Below are 16,446 nucleotides of genomic sequence, written 5' to 3' on the forward strand. Positions count from 1 at the left end.
TCGGGCCGAGACGAGCGTCAGAGCAGACCCTTGAGGATGCGGTGCCAGTAGATCTGCGGCAGCAGATACCGGTCGAGCAGGTACCACAGCGGGGTCGACGTGATCTCGTCGGGCACCGGGAGGCTCCGACGGACCTGGAGGTCCCGGTCGTACTCACCGAACGACAGACTTCGCCGGGACGTCGCGACCGGCGCGACGGTGTAGCCGTCGTAGCGCTGCAGCGTCGCCCCGGTGCGAGCTCGGCGGATGTTCTCCACGAGCACCTTCACCTGGTGTCGCAGCGCTCCTCCCGTGCGTGCGTCGCCCAGGTCGCACGCGTCACCCGCGCCCCAGATCCGCGGGTGGCGCCGGTGCTGCAGCGTCTCCGGGTCGACATCGAGGAAGCCGGACGTCGCTGAGGAGTCCAGCCCCGACGCGGCCACGAGCTCCGGGGCGGCGTACGGCGGGTGCAGGTGCGCGAGGTCGAACCGCTCGCGGCTCTTCCCCTGCGGTGCGGTCAGCACGATCTCGTCGCCCTCGATGGCACTGATCGACGTCTCCGGGCGGACCTGCACGCCGTAGTCCCGCAGGTGCCGCTCGACCTCGTCGGCGATCGCCGACACCGGGTGCACGCGCGGGCCGGCGTGGACGAGCACGACCTCGATACGTCCGAGCGCACCGCTGCGGCGCCATCTGTCGCACGCGAAGAACAGCGACTTGAGCGCGGTCTCGCGACCCGAGGCGGGCTGGCCGTGCAGCTCGAAGATCGCGCGGCCCGACTCGAGCCTGTTGATGCGCTCACCCGTCCGGGTGAGCAGCGTGTCGAGGAAGGAGGACACCGCCGAGCCTCGCTCGACGGCGTCCCAGGCCCCCGGCACCCGGTCCCAGTCGAGGCGGGCACCGGGAGCGAGCACCAGATCGGTGCCCCGCCGCCAGACGCCGTCCTCGCCGAGCACGGCTTGCCGCTCCGGGTCCACGCGCACCGCCGCTGTGCGGTGCCAGTGGACGCCGTCCGGCACGAGGTCGCGCTGCGGCCGTGTCAGTTCGCGGGGGTCGGCGAGGCCCGCGGCGACGTAGTGCTGCAGCGGCTTGTAGACGTGCACATCGGCAGGCTCGACGAGGCCCACGTCACGGCACCCGCGCCGGAGCAGGTGTGCCGCAGCCGAGAGGCCGCCGTTGCCGCCACCGACGACCAGGACGTCGTGCCTGGGCTCGTTCATCTCACGACGGTACCCGCTGCCCCTTGCTCCCGGGGCTGGACCGACGTCGGTGCAGGGCGCTCAGGCCCGCGACACCGCCTCGTGAGCCGAGAGGGCATCGACGAGGCCCGGGACGCCGTCGGCGCCCGTGGGGACCTCGGTGCTGGAGCCGCGGAGGTCGTCCGCGATGGGCTCCGCACGACCGCCCAGATGGGCGGCGAGGAAGTTCTCGGCGATCGCGTTGAACGACTTGCTGTTCTCAGGCCGGTGGAACCCGTGGCCCTCGTCCGGGAACAGCACGTACGTCACCGGGATGCCGCGCTCGGACATGGCCGTGACGATCTGGTCGCTCTCGGCCTGCTTCACGCGCGGGTCGTTGGCGCCCTGACCGATCAGCAGCGGCCGCACGATCGCGTCCGCGTGGGTCAGCGGGGAGCGCTCGGTCAGCAGCGCCGCGCCCTCCTCGGTGCGCGGGTCGCCGACGCGGCGCGCCAGCTGCTCGAACATCGGCTTCCAGTACGGCGGGATCGTCTCGAGCAGCGTGTGCAGGTTCGACGGCCCCACGATGTCGACGCCGCACGCGAAGGCGGTCGGCGTGAACGTGAGCCCGGCGAGTGTGGCGTAGCCGCCGTAGCTGCCGCCCATGATCGCGACCTTGTCGCGTGTCGTGACACCGTTGTCGACCGCCCACTCGACGGCGTCGAGCAGGTCGTCGTGCATCGTGGCGGCCCACTGCTGGTCGCCGGCGGTCGTGAACGCCTTGCCGAAGCCGGTCGAGCCACGGAAGTTGACCTGCAGCACCGCATACCCGCGGTTGGCCAGCCACTGCGCCCAGGAGTCGTAGCCGAAGCCGTCGCGTGCCCAGGGGCCGCCGTGCACGAACAGCACCATCGGGACCGGCGCGCTGGCCCGGCTGCCGTCGAAGGAGATGCCCACCGGGAGCGTGAGATAGCTCGGCAGCGTCAGGCCGTCTCGCGCGGTGATCTCGACACCGGTCATCGGCACCAGCGGGGCGCCGTCCAGCGCAGGGCGACCGCTGAACAGGTACTGGACCTCGCCGGTCTCGCGGCGGTACAGGTGGTAGGCGAGGGGAGTGTCCGGTGCCGAGTAGGCGATCACCCAGGTGGCGTCGTCGAGCGTGCGGGTGTTGATGACGGCGTCACCGGGGCCGAGCTGGCGCAGCCGCTCGAGGTCGACGGCGACGGACTCGTCGACGACCGCCCACTCGGGCTCGAGGTAGGTGACGCCCACGGCCTGGACGACACCGGTGGTCGGGTGCACGAGCATCCGGCCCTGCACGTCGGCGCGCGCGTCTGAGTGCACCACCGAACGGGTCCCGGTCGCGACGTCGATGGCCACGAGCGCCGCGGTCTCCCGCTCGCGTGAGTCGAGCATGTAGAGGACCGAACCATCAGCGGTCAACGACAGGGGCGCCGTCGAGAGCGAGTCCTCGAACCCGATCGACTCGGTGACCTCCCAACCCTCCGCGGTGCGGGCGAGGAGATCCATCCCGGCGTCGGGGCGCTGCTTGAGGGCGTAGCGGACCTCGTAACGGTCGTCCGCGAGGTAGCCGAGGAAACCGTCGGTGTTCTGCTCGACCAGGGTGCGTTCGCCGGTGGCCAGGTCCACGCGGTAGAGGTCGTGGAGCTCGGGGTCGCGGTCGTTCATCCCGATCAGCACGGCGTCCGGGACGAGGTGGCTGACGCCCGCGATGTCGGCGGTGGTGCTCTCGTACGGGGTCAGATCGAGCGGTTCGCCGCCAGTGACGTCGACGCGGAACGCATGGAAGTCCTCGTCGCCGCCGTCGTCGCGCAGGTAGAGCAGCACGTCGGGGCGGAAGGTCCAGAAGTAGGCCCGGATGCCGCGAGCGGCGTCGCGGGTGACCGGGCGGGCGGCGTCGAGATCGTCGACCGGTGCGACCCAGACGTTGAGGACGCCCTCCAGCGGAGCGAGCCAGGACAGGTGGCGCCCGTCCGGACTGATCTGGACCGAGGCGCGCTCGGGGTTGCCGAACAGGGCGTCGCGGGGGATGAGTGTGGTCTCGGTTGCAGGCATCGTGGACGTCACAGCACCAGTATCGCCGGTGCGGCATGATGTCGCGCATGCGCCTGCACATCGCCGCCGATCACGCCGGCTTCGAGCTCAAGACCGCTCTGGCGGAGCACCTGCGTGCCGCTGGTCACGACGTCGTGGACCACGGTGCCCATTCCTACGACGCGCTCGATGACTACCCGTCCTTCTGCATCGAGGCTGCTGAGGCCGTCGTCGCCGAGCCGGGCTCGCTCGGGATCGTCATCGGCGGCAGCGGCAACGGTGAGCAGATCGCGGCCAACAAGGTGACCGGGGTGCGCTGCGCGCTCGCGTGGAACGTCGCGACGGCGCAGCTCGGCCGCCAGCACAACGACGCCAACGTCATGGGGATCGGCGCTCGCCAGCACAGCGAGGCCGAGGCGTTCGAGATCGTCGACGCGTTCGTGGCCGAGTCCTTCTCCGGCGACCAGCGCCACCAGCGCCGGATCGACCAGGTCAGCGCCTACGAGTCGAAGCGCGGCTGAGCGTCCACCTGCCCGGTGCGGGGTCGCTGAGCGTCCACCTGGCCGTGGCGGAGGTGGCTGAGCGTCCACCGGGCCGTGGCGGGGGTGGCTGAGCGTCCACCGGGCCGTGGCGGGGGTGGCTGAGCGTCCACCTGGCCGTGGCGGGGGTGGCTGAGCGTCCACCGGGCCGTGGCGGGGGTGGCTGAGCGTCCACCTGAGAGAGACCGGTGGCCGCTGGCTGACCGGCCGCCTTCCGGCGTGGCCGCTATCTCACCAGCGCGCGGTTGACCGTCTACCTGCCGGTGCGGGGTCGCTGAGCGTCCACCTGGCCGTGGCGGGGGTGGCTGAGCGTCCACCGGGCCGTGGCGGGGGTGGCTGAGCGTCCACCTGAGAGAGACCGGTGGCCGCTGGCTGACCGGCCGCCTTCCGGCGTGGCCGCTATCTCACCAGCGCGCGGTTGACCGTCTACCTGCCGGTGCGGGGTCGCTGAGCGTCCACCGGGCCGTGGCGGGGGTGGCTAAGTGTCCACCTGAGAGAGACCGGTGGCCGCTGGCTGACCGCCCGCCTTCCGGCGTGGCCGCTATCTCACCAGAGGCGGCGGCTCGGCGGCCCGCGCCTGCAGCCGCCGGCTCAGGACCGCGAACGCTGCGTTGAGCGGGACCAGCACCCCCGTGACGAGCGGCAGCGCCGCGGTCGCCGCGATGCACAGACCGAACACGATCGCCGTTGCCACGAGCCACCCGGCCTCGATGTAGGGGCTGGGCCGGCCACCGGTGCGGACGACGGCGGAGCGGGCGGCCTCGCCATCGCGCGTGTGCGCCGTCAGCTGGTCGCGCAGCCGACCGGTGCGCACCCCGGTGGTGAGGGAGCTGAGCGCCAGCCAGCCGAGCCCGCCGGTCAGCGCACGCGCCCAGATCGGGCCCGGCGTCAGGAAACCGACGAGCAGCGCGAGGATCGGTGAGATCGCAGCGGTCCCGATCGCGCCGGCGATCACGGCGGTGGCAGCCGATCGGCGCCCACCCATGACCAGGAAGGCCACCAGTCCGATGGCGGTGGCCACCGCCCACGCGAGCGCGCCGAGCATCAGGCCGAAGGCCGAGTCGCGAGCGAGCAGGACGCCCGCGGCGACCCAGACGACGCCCAGCCCGGCTACCGCGAGCCCGGCACGCAGCAGGTCCTGCCGGTAGCCCTCGACCAGCGGTTGCTCGTCGACGTGCTGGTGGGGCACGGAGTCGTCGCAGTGCTCACAGACGTAGGGGTCCGCCGTCGTCATGCTCGTTCAGCCAGCCTTCTCGGGGTTCGACAAGCGATCATAGGCGGGTGCAGCCACCCCCTGACGACTACGCCGAGCTCGTCCTCGATGTCGTGGCGACCATCCCCGAGGGCAGGGTCACGAGCTACGGCGGTATCGCCGCAGTCGTGCGCGAGGTGACCGGGCGGGGGAGCGCCCGTGTGGTCGGGCGCGTGATGGCGCACTACGGCAGCGAGGTGTGCTGGTGGCGCGTGGTCACCGCGTCCGGCGCGCTCGCCGAGCGGGTCGCGACCGAACAGCGTGCCCGGCTTCGCGCCGAGGACGTCCCGATGGTCGGCGACCCGCCACGCGTCGACATGCGCACGGCGGCCTGGACGCCGCGCCCGCCGGGCCTGTGACCGACCGTGACGACGGCGCGCCAGGGCAGGTGAGTCTGCGGGGTCGCCCAGAACCGTGACTCTCGCGCCAGATCGGCTCGTGAGTCACGCAAAGGCGACCAGAACCGTGACCCTCGCGCCGTCACGGCACTTCGGTCACGCGCTGGTGGGCAGCAGACGCTGCCTCAGATGTAGATGGCGGGGTCGGTGAGGTCCTCGCGGGCGGCCGGGGCGACCTTCTTCGGTTTCCCGGGCACACCGACGACCACGGCGCCCGCCTCGACGCTCTTGACGACGACGGCGTTGGCGCCGACCTGGACGTCGTCGCCGATCGTGATGGGGCCGAGGAGCTTCGCACCGGCGCCGATGACCACGCGGTCGCCGATCGTCGGGTGGCGCTTGCCCTTGCTCATCGAGCGGCCACCGAGGGTGGAGGTGTGGAACATCAGCACGTCGTCGCCGACCACGGCTGTCTCACCGATCACGACGCCCATGCCGTGGTCGATGAAGAAGCGGCGACCCAGCTGGGCACCGGGGTGGATCTCCACCCCGGTGCCCTGCCGGACCAGCTGGGACAGCAACCGTGCGGGGAACCGCAGCAACGGCGATGTCATCCAGAGCCGGTGTGCCAGCCGATGCGCCCACAGCGCGTGGACGCCCGGGTACAGCAGCGCGACCTCGAGGAAGGTCCGCGCGGCGGGGTCACGCCGCCGCGCGGTCTCCAGGTCCTCCCGCACGAGCCAGAGCAGGGGAAGGTGATGGGTCGCGCTCACCGGTCGATGCTCAGGCCTCGGCGAGGTCGGCGAAGAGGATCGTCGACAGGTACCGCTCGCCGAAGCTCGGGATCACGACGACGATGGTCTTGCCGGCGTTCTCCGGGCGCTGCGCCACCTGGGTGGCGGCGTGGATCGCGGCACCGGAGGAGATGCCCACGAGCAGTCCCTCCTCGGCGGCTGTGCGGCGCGCCACCTTGACCGCGGTCTCGGCGTTGACGTCGATGACCTCGTCGTAGATCGAGGTGTCGAGGATCTCGGGCACGAAGTTCGCACCGATGCCCTGGATCTTGTGCGGGCCGGGCTGGCCGCCGTTGAGGATCGGGGACTCCTCGGGCTCGACGGCGATGATCTGGACCTCGGGCTTGCGCTCCTTGAGCACCTGCCCGACGCCGGTGATCGTGCCACCGGTGCCGATGCCCGCCACGACGATGTCGACGCCGCCGTCGGTGTCGTTCCAGATCTCCTCGGCCGTGGTCTTGCGGTGGATCTCCGGGTTCGCATCGTTGGCGAACTGGCGGGCCAGCACCGCACCGGGGCGCTCGGCGGCGATCTCGTTGGCGCGGTCGACGGCGCCCTTCATCCCACCGGAGCCGGGGGTGAGCACCAGCTCGGCACCGAAGGCGCGGAGCAGCATCTTGCGCTCGTTCGACATGGTCTCCGGCATGGTGAGCACCACCTTGTACCCGCGGGCGGCACCCACGAACGCCAGCGCGATGCCGGTGTTGCCGGAGGTGGCCTCGACGACGGTGCCGCCGGGCTGGAGCTGACCGGATGCCTCGGCGGCGTCGATGATCGCCACACCGATGCGGTCCTTGACCGAGTTGGCGGGGTTGTAGAACTCGAGCTTCGCGAGGACGGTCGCACCAGCGCCGTCGGTGACCTTGTTGAGGCGGACCAGCGGCGTGTTGCCGATCAGCTGGGTCGCGTCGTCATAGATGCGTGCCATGGGGTTCCTTCGGGAGCGTGAGAGGCGTACGGGCCCCACGATCCCACGTGGGGATCAGGGGGTGCACCTGGTTCGGGGCTATCTCACTCTGCAGGACTCGACGAACGCGTCCGCTCGACGAGCGTGTTGAGCAGAGCAGCGGCCTGGGCCGCACCGTCGACCGTCGCCACCACGCGCCGGTCGCCGGTGCATTCCACCGCGATGGCCTCGCCGGCCCGGAACACGAACCCGACCGCTCCCCGGTGGGCGCCGCGGTACCCGACGCGCATGCCCCAGCCGCCGAACTCGTGGATCGGCTTCACCTGGGTGACGTCGGCTCGAACGATCTCGCTGGCGGGGACGTGATAGCGCGGCCGTCCGAAGCTGCCGTGCATCGTCAGCCCGGTGCGGTCGATCTGCACGCGCCATCCGCTCGCGAGCAGGAACAGCAGGCCGATCAGGGCTGGGAAGGCCAGCATCCACCAGTCGCCGGTCAGCACGCCGAACGTGACCGCCATGGCGAGCAGCAGCGCGAAGGCTCCGATCGGGATCGCGATCGGGCCGGTGGGGAGCGGTCGCGACCACACGGCCGAGGTGCCCTCCGGGAGCGGGAGGCGAGCGGCGTCGTCGGGCACGCTCGACGAGGCGGGGGCGGCGGTGTCGCGGCCCGCGAGCCAGCTGGCGAGGATCCCGATCGCTACGGCACCCAGGAGCGGGAGCACGATCGTCGCCCCGGGGGTGCCGATCGAGTAGGCGTCGGCCGCGTCGAGCTGGATGGCGGTGATGCCGACGCCGATCCCGGCCATCATCGCGGCCAGCCCGGCGGACATGCCGACCATGCCGCGGCGCGCAGCGCCCTTGACCACGAGAGCGAGAACGATCGAGGGGACACAGATCACGAGGCTGGTGATCGCGAACGGCAGGAGATGCTCCATGAAGGATCCGACGCGGTCGACACCGTTGACGCCCCAGTGCAGCGCCATGGGGTCGGGGAGCCGGTCGCGCCAGGAGAGCACGAGCGCGAAGGCGCCCGCCAGCAGGGCCCCGGGTAGGACAGCACCCAGAAGTACGGCTCGGGTTCGGATGGTCATTGCTCCTCCTCGGTGAGCATGGCAGCCAGGGTGGCGGGCTGGACGCCGAGGCGCTCGGCCTCGGCCCGGACAGCCGTCACGTGCTGGCGCAGGCGGTCGTAGTTGCGTGCTGCCGCGGGGCTCACGGTCGCGCCGCGGCCCCGGTGCAGATCGATCAGTCCCTCGTCACGCAGGTCGCGGTAGGCGTGGAGGACCGTGTTGACGTTGAGGTCCAGCGCCTCGGCGAGATCCCGTGCGGCCGGGAGTCGTTCTCCCGGCTCGACGTCACCTCGCACGACGGCGAGCCGCACCGCTGCGGCGACCTGCTCGAAGAGCGGTCGCGACTGCGAGGGATCGATCGTGATCAGCACATGAGCACCGTACTTGTAATAGTCCAAGTAGCACAAGTCAGCCCAGTGCGACTGGTTCGCATGACGGCGACGCTCTGGACGACGCAGGCGATCCGACGGCGAAGAACGGCACGCCGAACGCGCCGGCGATCCAGTGGCCGATGCCGACCGCTCGCAGCAGCCAGCCGGGGTCGGGCGGCCGGGCCCCCATCGCAGGGCTGGTCCCGTATCGTCATCGCGCCGACGTAGGGTGTGCTCGACCGCACTCGCGGGAGGTGCGCAGCACGACGTATTCCGGGTATGATCGTCCGGTTGCGGCTGCATGGCTGCACCTGGCGCGCCCTCGAACCCGAGGTGGTTGCGCTGCCTCGGGAGTTACGGCGTCGACCTGTGCCGTCCCGTCACGAACAAGGAAGCTGAGTCATGAAGAAGGACATCCACCCGGAGTACGCGCCGGTCGTGTTCCGCGACATCTCCGCGGACTTCTCGATCCTGACGCGGTCCACGCTGACCTCGACGCAGACGGTCGAGTGGGAGGACGGCAACACCTACCCGGTGGTCGACGTCGACATCTCCTCGGCGTCGCACCCGTTCTACACGGGCAAGCAGAAGATCCTCGACACCGCCGGTCGTGTGGAGAAGTTCCGTCGTCGTTACGCCGCCCAGGGTGAGGCGAAGGCCTGACGGCCTGTCGCCCACCAGAACCAGACCTAGGAGACCCCGAGATGGCTGTCCCCAAGCGCAAGCTCTCGCGCAGCAACACCCGCCACCGCCGTTCGCAGTGGAAGGCGCAGATGACCGAGCTCGTCCCCGTCCGTGTGGGCGGTCGCGAGGTCCGCATCCCCCGTCGTCTCGCGAAGGCCGTCGAGCGCGGGCTCGTCGTTCCTGAGGACTGAGTCTCCCGCCGGCCTCGGCCGGCTCATGACTGACAGGCCGCTCCGGTTCGCCGGGGCGGCCTTCGTCATGCCCGACGGCGAGGCGCGGATGTGATCTTGCGCACGCCCGGGGTGGCTGCGGTGGCGGGGCTTGGGGTGTGGATACGACGTGCCTGGCGCGTCGGATCCACATCGCAAGGGCCGTTCGGCCGCTGATCCTGTGGAGCGGGTGACGAGAATCGAACTCGCACCATCTGCTTGGAAGTCACCTTCCGAGCAGTTCCGTCGCGCCTGGTCAGGGCGGCCGCTGGGCCTCTGACCTGCGCAAACAGTACCAGGTGAGTGCTCACGTGTCATCGGGAGTCCTCCCGGATCAGCACCCGCTATTCCACGTTATTCCACGCGGCCACGGTGCTCAGGCTCGGCGGAGTGCTCGCACGTTGGTCGCGGTGCGCGCCGTGCCGAGCTCGTGGAGTGCGGTGGCGATGGTGCGGTCTCGTTCGGTGGTGGCGTGTTGGTAGATGGCTGCGGCGCGGGCGGTGCTGTGGCCGATGCGGCGTTGTAGTTCGGCCTGGGTGGCGCCGCTGATGGCGGCGAGGGTGGCGCCGGTGTGGCGTAGGTGGTGCCAGGTGGCATCTGGGCGGCCGATCAGGGCGCGGGCGCGGCGGAGCACGCTCGAGCGGGCCGGGGCGCTCACGGGGGCGCCGGTGGTGGTGGTGAAGATCAGTGCCTCTGGGCTGGTGTCGGTGGTGTGCGCTAGCAGGTGCTCGGCCAGCGCTGCGGCCACGAACGCGGGCAGGGCGACGGTGCGGCGGCCGGCGGCGCTCTTGGGTGGGCCGTAGCTGATGGGCTGGCCGGCGATCTCGACCAGGGTGCGGCGAACGGTGACGGTGGCGGTACTGGTGTCGAGGTCGCGGCGGCGCAGCGCGAACACTTCGCCGGGGCGCAGCCCTGACCAGGCGGCCAGCAGCACGGCGGCGGCGTAGCGGTCGGGGACGGCGCCGGCCAGGGCGTTGACCTCGGCCGGGGTCAGCGGCAGCCGTTCGGGGTGGGCGACGTGGCCGGCGCCAGCGATGCGGGCCGGGTTGCTCGAGAGCAGCCCGTCACTGACAGCCTGGGTCAGCACGGTGTGTAGCAGCCGGTAGGCCTGGGCGGCGGTGGTGCGGCCGGCGTCGGCAGGGACCTCGGGGGCGGGGCGCACGTCCGGCCGGCCGGCGGCGGACCAGGCGGCATGGACCGACCTCGGCAGGCGACCGGTGGCGGCGACCTCGAGGCCTTGGGCGCGTGCCCAGGCGCGAGCGGGGTCACCGGTGCGGCGTGAGGCGCCGGAGCCGTTGAGCAGCCGGGCGGCGGCCCGCTGGTGGGCGGTGGTGGTGACGGCGGCGAACCATTCCCGCACCAGCGGCGGGCTGATCGCGCTCAGTGCCAGCGGTGCCAGGTGCACGGCGTCGCGGCCGGTGCCGACCGGCTGCGCGAGCCAGCGGGCGATCAGACGGGCGTAGAGGTCGCGGGTGCGGGGCCGCAGCTGCGGCGCGCGCTGACGCTGCCACGCGGTCAGGTACTCGGCCAGGGTGACCTCTGCGCGCTCGGGTGGTGCCCACTGGCCGCGCAGCAGGTCGGCACGGATGCCGACCAGCCACCGGTCAGCCTCGCCGCGGGTGTCGAACGTGACCGGCGCCGACCGCAGCCGGCCATCCGCGCCGACATACCGGGCACGCCACCGACCCGACCGCAACCGCTCCACAGCACCAAACTCACGACGGCGCCGGGTGGTCATTGCTCGGCCGATTCTGGCCAGGGGCGCAGCGGCAGGCGCGGCGGCGGTGTGAACGCCACCAGTGCGGCCACGTCGAGGCCGTCGAGCACGGCTTCTGCATCCTCGAGGGCGGCCGCTGCCTGCCGGTGCTGCCAGTCCATCAGCTGGTGGCAGGGGTGGCACATCGGCCGATAGTCCTCGGGGTCGGGGCTGTGCACCGGCCGGCCGGGGTCCTGGCGAACCTCGGCGGCATCGGGCATCAGCGCCCAATCGCGGGCGCGAGCGTCGCACGCGTTGCACACGTACAGCGACGCGGCGCCGAACCGGGACACGATGCGCTGGTGGGCGCCCCCGTATCCGACCTCGGAGCCGATCCAGGCGATGTGCGCGGCGCCGCTACGGTCCTGGGCGCTGTGGAGCTTCTGCGCCCGCCGCAGTCGGGCGTAGCACGGGCGGCAGAGCTGTACGGCGCGATGGTCGGCGACGCGGCTGCAGTCCGGTTGGCTGCAGAGCGCGGCGTCAGGGAACGGCGACCCGTCTGCCGCCCAGGCGGCGAGGATGCGGTGTGGGAGGCGGCCCACGTCGGCAACCTCGAGGCCGGCGCCGCGCGCCCATTCTCGGGCAGCGGCCGCGACCTCGGCGCGGGTCCGGCCGGGCGGGTAGATCGGCACCACCGGTAGTTCAGGCATCGGCGAGCCGGCTGCGCGCCACGCGTTGATGACCTTCTGGCTCATACGGCCGGTGGCGGCGACCCTAATGCCTGCCTTGAGCGCCCAGGCTCGAGCAGCTGCGGAGGTGGTCGAGTGCTCGTGTCTATTCGGCTCGGTGGCGTTTGATTCGCCGTGATTCTGCTTTTGCGCGGTGTTCATGACGACACCTGGCCCACCGGGGTAGGGGGACACACAAGGCCACAGGTCTGCCCGTAGTCGGGGGGTGACGGCCAAAGAAAACCGGGGGTCGTGCTCGGTGGCGCCGTCGCCTGGGTGGGGGGTGCCGGCGCTGTCCACAGCAGCGGGCCTGCGCCTGGTGGGGTGCTGTCCGTAGTTCGTATTTTCCTCATCATTACTCCTCGTACATTCCTCATCTCTAAGGGCGGACCTGTAGAGGTCCGGCCGGGGCGGACCTGTAGAGGTCCGGCCGCAGGCGGACCGGTAGCGGTCCACTCGGGCGGACCTGTAGAGGTCCGCCTGGTGGCCCGGTCACGGCGGCTCAGGGGGTGGCTTGTCCACAGGCTCGAGCCGCAGGCGGTAGATCGCGTGGCGGTGGTTCTTTGCGCGCTGCACTCTCACGACCGCACCCGCGGCGCGTAGCTGGTCGATGTACCGGCGGACCATGCGCAGGTGCCCAGGTGTGGGCATCTCTAGGTCACTGTTCAGGCCGAGTGCGTTGGCGATCTGGACGTGTCCGCCGAAGTAGACGCGCGCGTCGGTGTCGTCACGGTCGCTGTCGTAGTCGAGCGAGATCAACGCCATGTAGACCAGGACGGCGCGAGGGCGCTCGGGCAGGTGGCGCCACAGGTCGTATACCGCGAGCGCGTTGTTCCTACCCACGACGGCCGGCCAGCGGCCCGCGGGTGGCGGGCACGGTGGCGGCGTCGAGCAGGGCGGCGAGCGCGGATCGGGTGACCAGCACCCGGCGGCCCAGGCGGACTACCGGGAGGTGACCGGTGGCGATCCACCGGTCGAGGGTGGCGCGGCTGACTCGGGCGGCCTGGGCGGCCTCTGCGCGGGTGAGCACATCGTCAGGCTGGGTGGACATGGGAACTCCGTTACCGGCCGCCTGGTGGGCGTGTGGTGAGCGTGTGCCGGTGGTGGGAGGTGGCGCAGCGGCGCGCCTGGTGTGTCAGGCGGCCAGAGTGACGGAAGCGGGCCGAGCGCCCCACCGGGTGGTGGGGAGCGGCGGTGCGGCCGTGAGGGTGGCGCGGGTCAGCGTGAGGCGCTGCCGGCGGGCGATGTGCGGCGGTGTGCCGGGCGGATCGTGCGCGGCGGCCCAGCTGGGCGCTGTGGTGTCCTCGAGGGTGATTAGGCCGCGCGGCACGGCTAGCAGCACGGCCAGCAGAGCGGCCAGGGCCGCCAGCAGGGCCGGCAGGTCGCGCAGACGCTCAGCCGCGAGCGTGAGGGCGACCTCTCGGCGGTGGTGCTCGAGCCAGCCGCCGCGACTAGCGGCGGTCAGGCCGGCGGGGTCGTTTGCGAGCGCCGCGGCGACCTCGGGGGCGCCCGCGGGGCGGCGGTCGGCGATCTCGGCGGCATGGCGCTCGAGCACGTGGGCCGGGTGATCGGGCGGCAGCACCGGGGCGGGCTCGGCTGGCGGCTCGAGGGCGTCGAGCAGGTGCCCGAGCGCCGCGGTGTCGTCACGGTCCCAAGCAGCACGCGCCGCAGCCAGCACGGCGCCGCGATCAGCGGCCGCGCTCGGCTGGGGTGTGCCTGAGTGATCCATGATGCGCTCAACGTCTCACGGCGCACCGACAGCGGGCGGGATCGACGCGCCGCGTGTTCGAACATGCGTCGCACAACGGCGCAGGGCGCCTAGATTTCCCGGCATGCACGCGGCGCAGCTCAAGGCGCGACGACGGGCGGCCGCAGCTGCCGCCCGTGACCTGGGGCGCCTGCGGCCGGTGCTGCCCAGCCGCCGCACGCCTGATGGCATGCCGTTGCTCGAGGTGGGACAGGTGTACGCGACGCCGTTCGGTGAGGTGTTCCACCCGGTGCCGTGTGAGGTTGTCGGGCAGCTGTGGGATGCCGAGCCGTTCGGTCTGCTGGTGATCGAGCGCGAGCAGATCGGCCGGCGCACGTGCTGCCCCGTCTGCGCGCCAGGCGGCGAGTGAGTCACCGGCGCAGGCTCGAGCGGGCGTCGAGGGTGTCAACGGTGCTGCGCAGATGATCGGCGTCAATCGCGACGTAACGCCGCGTGGTCTCAGGGGATGAGTGCCCGAGCAGCTGTTGCACCGTGAACACGTCCCGGTCAATCTCATAGGCGCGGGTGGCGAACCGGTGCCGCAGCGCATGCATGCTCACACCCTGGGGCAGCAGACGCGCGACCAGGGAACCGACGGCGTGCGGTGACAGGTGGCCGTCACTCTGGATCGATGGGAATGCCCAGCCCTGCGGCAGTGCGCGCAGTTCCGCGGCGAGTCCAGCAGGTAGCGGCACAACGCGCACGCGAGCGCCTTTCCCCTTGACGACGAGCGACCAGCCGCCAGCGTCCTCGAGTAGGTCGCGGGTGTGCACCTGAGCGACCTCGGCGCGGCGTAGACCGACCTCGGCGGCGAGCCGCAGCATCAGCCGTTCCCGCGGGTCGGCGGCGGCGAGCGCGTAGCGGATCGCTTCCTCAGAGGCGGGGTGCGGCTGGCTGAGCGAGCGGCGCGGGATCGGCAGGCGGCGGGCCGGATCGGTGGTGATGTGCCCGTCCTCGAGCGCCCAGCCGTAGAAGCTGCGCAGGGTGGCTCTGACAGAGCGGCGGGTCTCGGCGGCGACCTCCATGCCGGCGAGGTACTCCACGAGGTCGTAGAACGTGGCGGCGAACGGCTCGGCGGCCTCGAGGTAGCGGGCGAACGCGGCCAGGTGCCGCACCCGGAGGCCGACCGTCATTTCTGAGCGGCCCAGGGCGCGCAGGTGGCGGGCGTAGAGCCGCAGCGGGTGTTCCCAGGTGGTCGGCACCGGCACCGGCAGCGGGCCGCGGGAGCCGAGCGGGCGGGCCTCATCGGTGCGCAATTTGGACAGGTAGAGGGCCGGGTCAGTGTCAACCAGGCCGCGGGCGGCGGCCCAGGCGTAGAACGTGCGCACGCTCGAGCGGACCGCGGTAGCGGTGGTGGGCCGCCAGTTCTGGCCGCGGAACCAGGCCGCGAGGTCGGCCGTCGTGGCCGTCAGCGGATCGGCGAGGTCGGCGGCGATCCACGACAGGTGCTTGCGGCGCTTGCGCAGCGTCGAGGCGGCGCGGCCGGCGCGCAGCTCGGCGCGCTCCCACGGGTCAACCAGCGCGGACCAGGCCGGCGGCAGGTAGGCGGTGGTGGTGGTGCTCATGGTGTGGCGTCCCTCTCAGGCCGTCTGCGCGGCCAGGTGGTGGAGTGCGGTGGCGATGGTGCGGTCTCGTTCGGTGGTGGCGTGTTGGTAGATGGCTGCGGCGCGGGCGGTGCTGTGGCCGATGCGGCGTTGTAGTTCGGCCTGGGTGGCGCCGCTGATGGCGGCGAGGGTGGCGCCGGTGTGGCGTAGGTGGTGCCAGGTGGCATCTGGGCGGCCGATCAGGGCGCGGGCGCGGCGGAGCACGCTCGAGCGGGCCGGGGCGCTCACGGGGGCGCCGGTGGTGGTGGTGAAGATCAGTGCCTCTGGGCTGGTGTCGGTGGTGTGCGCTAGCAGGTGCTCGGCCAGCGCTGCGGCCACGAACGCGGGCAGGGCGACGGTGCGGCGGCCGGCGGCGCTCTTGGGTGGGCCGTAGCTGATGGGCTGGCCGGCGATCTCGACCAGGGTGCGGCGAACGGTGACGGTGGCGGTACTGGTGTCGAGGTCGCGGCGGCGCAGCGCGAACACTTCGCCGGGGCGCAGCCCTGACCAGGCGGCCAGCAGCACGGCGGCGGCGTAGCGGTCGGGGACGGCGCCGGCCAGGGCGTTGACCTCGGCCGGGGTCAGCGGCAGCCGTTCGGGGTGGGCGACGTGGCCGGCGCCAGCGATGCGGGCCGGGTTGCTCGAGAGCAGCCCGTCACTGACAGCCTGGGTCAGCACGGTGTGTAGCAGCCGGTAGGCCTGGGCGGCGGTGGTGCGGCCGGCGTCGGCAGGGACCTCGGGGGCGGGGCGCACGTCCGGCCGGCCGGCGGCGGACCAGGCGGCATGGACCGACCTCGGCAGGCGACCGGTGGCGGCGACCTCGAGGCCTTGGGCGCGTGCCCAGGCGCGAGCGGGGTCACCGGTGCGGCGTGAGGCGCCGGAGCCGTTGAGCAGCCGGGCGGCGGCCCGCTGGTGGGCGGTGGTGGTGACGGCGGCGAACCATTCCCGCACCAGCGGCGGGCTGATCGCGCTCAGTGCCAGCGGTGCCAGGTGCACGGCGTCGCGGCCGGTGCCGACCGGCTGCGCGAGCCAGCGGGCGATCAGACGGGCGTAGAGGTCGCGGGTGCGGGGCCGCAGCTGCGGCGCGCGCTGACGCTGCCACGCGGTCAGGTACTCGGCCAGGGTGACCTCTGCGCGCTCGGGTGGTGCCCACTGGCCGCGCAGCAGGTCGGCACGGATGCCGACCAGCCACCGGTCAGCCTCGCCGCGGGTGTCGAACGTGACCGGCGCCGACCGCAGCCGGCCATCCGCGCCGACATACCGGGCACGCCACCGACCCGACCGCAACCGCTCCACAGCACCAAACTCACGACGGC

The 16,446-nt window shown here is 72.2% G+C and carries 19 protein-coding genes; 5 read left to right on the forward strand and 14 right to left on the reverse strand.

What is annotated here, in order from left to right; genetic code table 11:
• Window positions 1-17 precede the first annotated feature (17 nt).
• Both GPA03_RS13805 and GPA03_RS13810 read right to left on the reverse strand, forming a co-directional pair.
• Entirely contained in the window at window positions 18-1,199 is a 1,182-nt protein-coding gene (locus GPA03_RS13805) for an NAD(P)/FAD-dependent oxidoreductase (RefSeq protein WP_156252563.1), read from the reverse strand.
• A 60-nt stretch (window positions 1,200-1,259) separates the two neighbouring features.
• A complete protein-coding gene (locus tag GPA03_RS13810) occupies window positions 1,260-3,233 on the reverse strand; it encodes a S9 family peptidase (RefSeq protein WP_156252564.1) in 1,974 nt (657 codons plus the stop codon).
• 47 nt (window positions 3,234-3,280) lie between these two features.
• On the opposite strand from GPA03_RS13810, the gene GPA03_RS13815 reads away from it, so the two are divergent.
• Window positions 3,281-3,733, forward strand: a complete 453-nt coding sequence (locus GPA03_RS13815) for a ribose-5-phosphate isomerase (protein ID WP_156252565.1) — start codon at window positions 3,281-3,283, stop codon at window positions 3,731-3,733.
• Between the two features lie 559 nt (window positions 3,734-4,292).
• Here the strand turns inward: GPA03_RS13815 and GPA03_RS13820 are convergent.
• Window positions 4,293-4,985, reverse strand: coding sequence for a hypothetical protein (locus GPA03_RS13820; protein WP_156252566.1), 693 nt, complete (start codon window positions 4,983-4,985; stop codon window positions 4,293-4,295).
• 47 nt (window positions 4,986-5,032) lie between these two features.
• On the opposite strand from GPA03_RS13820, the gene GPA03_RS13825 reads away from it, so the two are divergent.
• Window positions 5,033-5,362, forward strand: coding sequence for an MGMT family protein (locus GPA03_RS13825; protein WP_156252567.1), 330 nt, complete (start codon window positions 5,033-5,035; stop codon window positions 5,360-5,362).
• A 164-nt stretch (window positions 5,363-5,526) separates the two neighbouring features.
• Here GPA03_RS13825 and cysE read toward each other — a convergent pair whose 3' ends face one another.
• The 4 genes from cysE to GPA03_RS13845 form a co-directional block, all read right to left on the reverse strand.
• On the reverse strand, window positions 5,527-6,114 hold the full coding sequence (gene cysE, locus GPA03_RS13830) for a serine O-acetyltransferase (RefSeq protein ID WP_156252568.1): 588 nt from the start codon (window positions 6,112-6,114) through the stop codon (window positions 5,527-5,529).
• 10 nt (window positions 6,115-6,124) lie between these two features.
• Complete coding sequence (gene cysK / locus GPA03_RS13835; RefSeq protein ID WP_156252569.1) at window positions 6,125-7,063, reverse strand: cysteine synthase A; 939 nt, start codon at window positions 7,061-7,063, stop codon at window positions 6,125-6,127.
• Between the two features lie 83 nt (window positions 7,064-7,146).
• Window positions 7,147-8,133, reverse strand: a complete 987-nt coding sequence (locus tag GPA03_RS13840; protein ID WP_156252570.1) for an SdpI family protein — start codon at window positions 8,131-8,133, stop codon at window positions 7,147-7,149.
• The gene (locus GPA03_RS13845) at window positions 8,130-8,483 is read right to left on the reverse strand and encodes a GntR family transcriptional regulator (protein ID WP_156252571.1); all 354 of its coding nucleotides are present in this window, start codon (window positions 8,481-8,483) and stop codon (window positions 8,130-8,132) included. Before GPA03_RS13845 ends, GPA03_RS13840 begins: the two co-directional genes overlap by 4 nt.
• Before the next feature lie 402 nt (window positions 8,484-8,885).
• Between GPA03_RS13845 and GPA03_RS13850 the strand changes: the two genes are divergently transcribed.
• Entirely contained in the window at window positions 8,886-9,146 is a 261-nt protein-coding gene (locus GPA03_RS13850; RefSeq protein WP_156252572.1) for a type B 50S ribosomal protein L31, read from the forward strand.
• A 41-nt stretch (window positions 9,147-9,187) separates the two neighbouring features.
• Window positions 9,188-9,358: a 50S ribosomal protein L32 gene (rpmF, locus tag GPA03_RS13855; RefSeq protein WP_156252573.1), complete on the forward strand. Its 171-nt coding sequence runs from the start codon at window positions 9,188-9,190 to the stop codon at window positions 9,356-9,358.
• Between the two features lie 394 nt (window positions 9,359-9,752).
• Here rpmF and GPA03_RS23060 read toward each other — a convergent pair whose 3' ends face one another.
• From GPA03_RS23060 to GPA03_RS13880, 5 genes are all read right to left on the reverse strand, one after another.
• Window positions 9,753-11,081 carry a tyrosine-type recombinase/integrase gene (locus GPA03_RS23060; RefSeq protein WP_206673554.1) on the reverse strand — a complete coding sequence of 443 codons (1,329 nt, stop codon included), beginning with the start codon at window positions 11,079-11,081 and terminating at the stop codon, window positions 9,753-9,755.
• Between the two features lie 29 nt (window positions 11,082-11,110).
• Window positions 11,111-11,962, reverse strand: a complete 852-nt coding sequence (locus GPA03_RS13865; protein ID WP_156252575.1) for an Lsr2 family DNA-binding protein — start codon at window positions 11,960-11,962, stop codon at window positions 11,111-11,113.
• 330 nt (window positions 11,963-12,292) lie between these two features.
• Window positions 12,293-12,643 carry a hypothetical protein gene (locus GPA03_RS13870; protein ID WP_156252576.1) on the reverse strand — a complete coding sequence of 117 codons (351 nt, stop codon included), beginning with the start codon at window positions 12,641-12,643 and terminating at the stop codon, window positions 12,293-12,295.
• Window positions 12,636-12,851 (reverse strand): helix-turn-helix domain-containing protein, encoded by a 216-nt coding sequence (locus GPA03_RS13875; RefSeq protein WP_156252577.1) that lies wholly within the window; start codon window positions 12,849-12,851, stop codon window positions 12,636-12,638. The genes GPA03_RS13870 and GPA03_RS13875 overlap by 8 nt, the downstream gene beginning before the upstream one ends.
• Before the next feature lie 84 nt (window positions 12,852-12,935).
• A complete protein-coding gene (locus tag GPA03_RS13880) occupies window positions 12,936-13,529 on the reverse strand; it encodes a hypothetical protein (protein ID WP_156252578.1) in 594 nt (197 codons plus the stop codon).
• 103 nt (window positions 13,530-13,632) lie between these two features.
• Between GPA03_RS13880 and GPA03_RS13885 the strand changes: the two genes are divergently transcribed.
• On the forward strand, window positions 13,633-13,917 hold the full coding sequence (locus GPA03_RS13885) for a hypothetical protein (protein ID WP_156252579.1): 285 nt from the start codon (window positions 13,633-13,635) through the stop codon (window positions 13,915-13,917).
• 1 nt (window position 13,918) lies between these two features.
• Here the strand turns inward: GPA03_RS13885 and GPA03_RS22660 are convergent, their stop codons facing one another.
• Window positions 13,919-15,112, reverse strand: a complete 1,194-nt coding sequence (locus GPA03_RS22660; RefSeq protein ID WP_206673555.1) for a tyrosine-type recombinase/integrase — start codon at window positions 15,110-15,112, stop codon at window positions 13,919-13,921.
• Between the two features lie 15 nt (window positions 15,113-15,127).
• Window positions 15,128-16,446, reverse strand: a 1,319-nt coding sequence (locus GPA03_RS23065) for a tyrosine-type recombinase/integrase (protein ID WP_206673556.1), incomplete at its 5' end; no start/stop codon positions are given.

The sequence above is a fragment of the Pseudactinotalea terrae genome (assembly GCF_009733845.1).
In the GTDB taxonomy this organism is placed as follows: domain Bacteria; phylum Actinomycetota; class Actinomycetes; order Actinomycetales; family Beutenbergiaceae; genus Pseudactinotalea; species Pseudactinotalea terrae.